We start from the raw sequence: 6,821 nt of genomic DNA, 5'->3' as shown, positions 1-6,821 counted from the left end.
TTTCAGAAGGTTTTTTGTATTGGGGGGGAGGGGCTGTTGTGACCGGTTTTGGAAATTTTCTGCGAATTTGCTGTTATTAAAATTAGTTTGTAAAACAGCGGTTTGATGTATTGTATCCGGGGGTGGTGGTTTTTAGGGGTTGACGGATTGTTGTGGGGAGGGGTATAGTTCGGTTTTTCGCTGCTGAGGCGGTGAAGAGACGAACTGATAATTATAGCACGGTTGATTTGGTTTTTCGATGGATTTTCGAAAAAGGGTTGACAGGCTGTTTAAGTGCTGTATAATTCGTTTTCTGCTCTTTAACAAACAGATTACCGATAAGTGTGAGTGCGGCAAGCCTCACACTGCGACAAAAACAGACAAGCTGTAGATTATCTATATATTTGTCGGTTTCTTTGAAGCAGACCAGAAGTTAAAAAAGTTAGAGATTGAACATAAGAGTTTGATCCTGGCTCAGATTGAACGCTGGCGGCATGCTTTACACATGCAAGTCGGACGGCAGCACAGGGAAGCTTGCTTCTTGGGTGGCGAGTGGCGAACGGGTGAGTAACATATCGGAACGTACCGAGTAGAGGGGGATAACTGATCGAAAGATGAGCTAATACCGCATATTCTCTGAGGAGGAAAGCCGGGGACCTTCGGGCCTGGCGCTATTTGAGCGGCCGATATCTGATTAGCTGGTTGGTGGGGTAAAGGCCTACCAAGGCGACGATCAGTAGCGGGTCTGAGAGGATGATCCGCCACACTGGGACTGAGACACGGCCCAGACTCCTACGGGAGGCAGCAGTGGGGAATTTTGGACAATGGGCGCAAGCCTGATCCAGCCATGCCGCGTGTCTGAAGAAGGCCTTCGGGTTGTAAAGGACTTTTGTCAGGGAAGAAAAGCAAGATGCGAATAACATTTTGTGATGACGGTACCTGAAGAATAAGCACCGGCTAACTACGTGCCAGCAGCCGCGGTAATACGTAGGGTGCGAGCGTTAATCGGAATTACTGGGCGTAAAGCGAGCGCAGACGGTTACTTAAGCAAGATGTGAAAGCCCCGGGCTCAACCCGGGAACGGCGTTTTGAACTGGGTGGCTGGAGTGTGTCAGAGGGGGGTAGAATTCCACGTGTAGCAGTGAAATGCGTAGAGATGTGGAGGAATACCGATGGCGAAGGCAGCCCCCTGGGATAACACTGACGTTCATGCTCGAAAGCGTGGGTAGCAAACAGGATTAGATACCCTGGTAGTCCACGCCCTAAACGATGTCAATTGGCTGTTGGGCAACTTGATTGCTTAGTAGCGTAGCTAACGCGTGAAATTGACCGCCTGGGGAGTACGGTCGCAAGATTAAAACTCAAAGGAATTGACGGGGACCCGCACAAGCGGTGGATGATGTGGATTAATTCGATGCAACGCGAAGAACCTTACCTGGTCTTGACATGTACGGAACCTTCCGGAGACGGAGGGGTGCCTTCGGGAGCCGTAACACAGGTGCTGCATGGCTGTCGTCAGCTCGTGTCGTGAGATGTTGGGTTAAGTCCCGCAACGAGCGCAACCCTTGTCATTAGTTGCCATCATTCAGTTGGGCACTCTAATGAGACTGCCGGTGACAAGCCGGAGGAAGGTGGGGATGACGTCAAGTCCTCATGGCCCTTATGACCAGGGCTTCACACGTCATACAATGGTCGGTACAGAGGGTAGCCAAGCCGCGAGGCGGAGCCAATCTCACAAAACCGATCGTAGTCCGGATTGCACTCTGCAACTCGAGTGCATGAAGTCGGAATCGCTAGTAATCGCAGGTCAGCATACTGCGGTGAATACGTTCCCGGGTCTTGTACACACCGCCCGTCACACCATGGGAGTGGGGGATACCAGAAGTAGATAGGGTAACCGTAAGGAGCCCGTTTACCACGGTATGCTTCATGACTGGGGTGAAGTCGTAACAAGGTAGCCGTAGGGGAACCTGCGGCTGGATCACCTCCTTTCTAGAGAAAAGAAGAGGCTTTCCGCATTCACACTTATCGGTAAACTGTATTGAAGATGCAAAAGATATTGGAGAGGGCGGAAGTAAGTTGGATTCTCGAAAATAACGACCTTGGGTTTGTAGCTCAGCTGGTTAGAGCACACGCTTGATAAGCGTGGGGTCGGAGGTTCAAGTCCTCCCGGACCCACCATAACTCATACTGGGGGCATAGCTCAGTTGGTAGAGCACCTGCTTTGCAAGCAGGGGGTCATCGGTTCGATCCCGTTTGCCTCCACCACACTTCCCAAATCAAAGTCAGTTGTCAGGAGTCAAAAAAGAGTGTGCAGCAGCGTTGCGTTGGTTTTTTGTTAGGCCGGCGAAAAATTTTGACTTAAAAAAGAAGGCTGAAATAATAGCCAGCTCATTTTGATTTGCGAAGACAATAGTAATATTGAAAAGCATCGATCTTTAACAAATTGGAAAGCCGAATCAACAAACAAAGACAATGTTGGTTTACTGTGACAATTAGCTATTTATAAATAGTTAATTGCTGCCAAGAAGTAAACCAAAGTATTTGGGTGATGATTGTATCGACTTAACCCTGAAACACAAAAGGCAGGGTTAGGACACAACAAAGCAGTAAGCTTTATCAAAGTAAGAACATCTAGTTCCACTACTTGTCAACGGTAGTGAGAATTAAGTCAAAGAGGTTGTTGAAATGATAGGGTCAAGTGAATAAGTGCATCAGGTGGATGCCTTGGCGATGATAGGCGACGAAGGACGTGTAAGCCTGCGAAAAGCGTGGGGGAGCTGGCATAAAGCATTGATCCCGCGATGTCCGAATGGGGAAACCCACTGCATACTGTGCAGTATCCCAAACCGAATCCATAGGTTTGGAGAAGCGAACCCGGAGAACTGAACCATCTAAGTACCCGGAGGAAAAGAAATCAACCGAGATTCCGCAAGTAGTGGCGAGCGAACGCGGAAGAGCCTGTACGTAATAGTTGTTGAGATAGAAGAACAAGCTGGGAAGCTTGACCATAGTGGGTGACAGTCCCGTATTCGAAATCTGATCAATGGTACTAAGCGTACGATAAGTAGGGCGGGACACGTGAAATCCTGTCTGAATATGGGGGGACCATCCTCCAAGGCTAAATACTCATCATCGACCGATAGTGAACCAGTACCGTGAGGGAAAGGCGAAAAGAACCCCGGGAGGGGAGTGAAACAGAACCTGAAACCTGATGCATACAAACAGTGGGAGCCTCTTATATGGGGTGACTGCGTACCTTTTGTATAATGGGTCAACGACTTACGTTCAGTAGCGAGCTTAACCGGATAGGGGAGGCGTAGGGAAACCGAGTCTTAATAGGGCGACTAGTTGCTGGGCGTAGACCCGAAACCGAGTGATCTATCCATGGCCAGGATGAAGGTGCGGTAACACGCACTGGAGGTCCGAACCCACGCATGTTGCAAAATGCGGGGATGAGCTGTGGATAGGGGTGAAAGGCTAAACAAACTCGGAGATAGCTGGTTCTCCCCGAAAACTATTTAGGTAGTGCCTCGAGTAAGAGACTGATGGGGGTAAAGCACTGTTATGGCTAGGGGGTTATTGCAACTTACCAACCCATGGCAAACTAAGAATACCATCAAGTTGCTCCTCGGGAGACAGACAGCGGGTGCTAACGTCCGTTGTCAAGAGGGAAACAACCCAGACCGCCAGCTAAGGTCCCAAATGATAGATTAAGTGGTAAACGAAGTGGGAAGGCCCAGACAGCCAGGATGTTGGCTTAGAAGCAGCCATCATTTAAAGAAAGCGTAATAGCTCACTGGTCGAGTCGTCCTGCGCGGAAGATGTAACGGGGCTCAAATCTATAACCGAAGCTGCGGATACGTGTTTACACGTATGGTAGGGGAGCGTTCTGTAGGCCGAAGAAGGTACATTGGGAAGTGTGCTGGAGGTATCAGAAGTGCGAATGTTGACATGAGTAGCGATAAAGCGGGTGAAAAGCCCGCTCGCCGAAAGCCCAAGGTTTCCTACGCAACGTTCATCGGCGTAGGGTGAGTCGGCCCCTAAGGCGAGGCAGAAATGCGTAGTCGATGGGAAACGGGTTAATATTCCCGTACTTTGATTTAGTGCGATGTGGGGACGGAGAAGGTTATGTCAGCGGCCTGTTGGAATAGGCCGTTCAAGCCGGTAGGTGGAAAGTTTAGGCAAATCCGGACTTTCATAACACCGAGAAGCGATAACGAGTGTCTACGGACATGAAGTGACAGATACCACGCTTCCAGGAAAAGCCACTAAGCTTCAGCTAAATCAGAACCGTACCGCAAACCGACACAGGTGGGCAGGATGAGAATTCTAAGGCGCTTGAGAGAACTCAGGAGAAGGAACTCGGCAAATTGATACCGTAACTTCGGGAGAAGGTATGCCCTTCGATGTGAAAGACTTGCTCTGTAAGCATTGGAGGGTCGCAGAGAATAGGTGGCTGCGACTGTTTATTAAAAACACAGCACTCTGCTAACACGAAAGTGGACGTATAGGGTGTGACGCCTGCCCGGTGCTGGAAGGTTAATTGAAGATGTGCAAGCATCGGATCGAAGCCCCAGTAAACGGCGGCCGTAACTATAACGGTCCTAAGGTAGCGAAATTCCTTGTCGGGTAAGTTCCGACCCGCACGAATGGCGTAACGATGGCCACACTGTCTCCTCCTGAGACTCAGCGAAGTTGAAGTGGTTGTGAAGATGCAATCTACCCGCTGCTAGACGGAAAGACCCCGTGAACCTTTACTGTAGCTTTGCATTGGACTTTGAAGTCACTTGTGTAGGATAGGTGGGAGGCTTGGAAGCAGAGACGCCAGTTTCTGTGGAGCCGTCCTTGAAATACCACCCTGGTGACTTTGAGGTTCTAACCCAGGCCCGTAATCCGGGTCGGGGACCGTGCATGGTAGGCAGTTTGACTGGGGCGGTCTCCTCCCAAAGCGTAACGGAGGAGTTCGAAGGTTACCTAGGTCCGGTCGGAAATCGGACTGATAGTGCAATGGCAAAAGGTAGCTTGACTGCGAGACCGACAAGTCGAGCAGGTGCGAAAGCAGGACATAGTGATCCGGTGGTTCTGAATGGAAGGGCCATCGCTCAACGGATAAAAGGTACTCCGGGGATAACAGGCTGATTCCGCCCAAGAGTTCATATCGACGGCGGAGTTTGGCACCTCGATGTCGGCTCATCACATCCTGGGGCTGTAGTCGGTCCCAAGGGTATGGCTGTTCGCCATTTAAAGTGGTACGTGAGCTGGGTTTAAAACGTCGTGAGACAGTTTGGTCCCTATCTGCAGTGGGCGTTGGAAGTTTGACGGGGGCTGCTCCTAGTACGAGAGGACCGGAGTGGACGAACCTCTGGTGTACCGGTTGTCACGCCAGTGGCATAGCCGGGTAGCTAAGTTCGGAAGAGATAAGCGCTGAAAGCATCTAAGCGCGAAACTCGCCCGAAGATGAGACTTCCCTTGCGGTTTAACCGCACTGAAGAGCCGTTCGAGACCAGGACGTTGATAGGTCGGGTGTGGAAGCGCAGTAATGCGTGAAGCTGACCGATACTAATTGCTCGTGAGGCTTGACTCTATCATTTGAAGAACTTCGAAGGGTAAAGCTTACTGGTGATTCAGTCATCACTAATAAAGTTGGTTAAAGAATAAATAAGTGCGGGAAACCGCATAAAGGCTTTCCGATTTGTACCGTTTAAGTTTGGCGGCCATAGCGAGTTGGTCCCACGCCTTCCCATCCCGAACAGGACCGTGAAACGACTCAGCGCCGATGATAGTGTGGTTCTTCCATGTGAAAGTAGGTCACTGCCAAACACCCATTCTGAAGCCTCCGGCGATTTGCCGGAGGCTTCTTTGCGTCTTGGGGGCATTTATTGAGGAATATAAAACCCTGAGGAAGGAACAAACCAACATGTAAGAAGCTTTTTTATTCGACATTGGGTGTGATGATTGCTGAAATCGGTGATGAAACCCAACTTCTTGCATTATTTCTCGTAACTAGATTTTCTCAAAAGAATACCATTGTTTTCGGTATTTTTGTTGCAACGCTATTGAATCACACATTGTCTGCTGTAATTGGCATATGGCTAGTGCAGTATATTTCGCCTGAATTGATGAAATGGATTGTGGGGATGAAATGGATTGTGGGGTTGAGCTTTATTGCGGTGGGGTTGTGGCTGCTACTTCCGGATAAAGATGAAAATCCGGATAGCCGATGGCTGTAGTATGGCGCATTTGGTGCAACAGTACTTTTGTTTTTCATGGCAGAAGTTGGTGACAAAACCCAAATTGCGACTGTTTTGCTGGTGGCTAAGTACCAAGAGATGCTTTGTGTAATATACGGCAGCGTGCTGGGCTTAATGTTGGCCAATATGCCGGTGGTGTATTTAGGGCGGATATTGATAAAAAAGATTCCGGCCAAAGTGGTTCGAGTATCCGCGTGTATTTTATTTTGTGTATTAATTGACATTGAATGAGCAGGCAGCTTCAGAGCTGGCGCAACAATTTGTTGCTAAGACCATGCGTAAAACTTATGTGGCACTCGCAGTGAGTATAAGCCATCAAAAAAAGCAAGGTTGGGTTAAGCGGGTATAGGAAAAGCCCATCGGAGTTGATGTGTGATATGGCGAACGCTGTCATGACGCCATTTTAAAGCTATAGTATGGCCTTCTATTTACGCTTAATTTGTGTTGCAACAAACCTAAAACTCTAAATCCAGCTTGAAAGAATTTAGCGGAATTTTCCATGAGCAGCTTCATTCCACCAACAAGCCCAAATCATGATGGCCAAGCACACCGACAGCGCTCTTTTCATCAAACCCAACCAAATACTTG

At 49.1% G+C, this 6,821-nt stretch carries 2 tRNA genes, 3 rRNA genes and 1 pseudogene; all 6 read left to right on the top strand.

Annotated features, from left to right (window positions below):
- The first annotated feature begins 430 nt into the window (after positions 1 to 430).
- The 6 genes and pseudogenes from C7N83_RS12465 to C7N83_RS12440 all read left to right on the top strand — a co-directional run bounded on the left by C7N83_RS12465 (position 431) and on the right by C7N83_RS12440 (position 6,464).
- Positions 431 to 1,971 (top strand): 16S ribosomal RNA (locus C7N83_RS12465).
- A gap of 112 nt (positions 1,972 to 2,083) precedes the next feature.
- Positions 2,084 to 2,160, top strand: a tRNA-Ile gene (locus tag C7N83_RS12460).
- An 11-nt stretch (positions 2,161 to 2,171) separates the two neighbouring features.
- Positions 2,172 to 2,247, top strand: a tRNA-Ala gene (locus C7N83_RS12455).
- Between the two features lie 427 nt (positions 2,248 to 2,674).
- Positions 2,675 to 5,566: ribosomal RNA gene (locus tag C7N83_RS12450) — 23S ribosomal RNA — on the top strand.
- Between the two features lie 122 nt (positions 5,567 to 5,688).
- Positions 5,689 to 5,802: ribosomal RNA gene (gene rrf, locus C7N83_RS12445) — 5S ribosomal RNA — on the top strand.
- Together the 16S, 23S and 5S rRNA genes with 2 tRNA genes alongside form the textbook arrangement of a ribosomal RNA operon.
- A gap of 122 nt (positions 5,803 to 5,924) precedes the next feature.
- A pseudogene (locus C7N83_RS12440) lies at positions 5,925 to 6,464 on the top strand (TMEM165/GDT1 family protein).
- Positions 6,465 to 6,821 lie beyond the last annotated feature (357 nt).

The organism is Neisseria iguanae (assembly GCF_003013245.1).
In the GTDB taxonomy this organism is placed as follows: Bacteria; Pseudomonadota; Gammaproteobacteria; order Burkholderiales; family Neisseriaceae; genus Neisseria; species Neisseria iguanae.
Note: the sequence above shows the minus strand (reverse complement) of the source record. Positions and strands in the feature narration are given on the sequence as shown.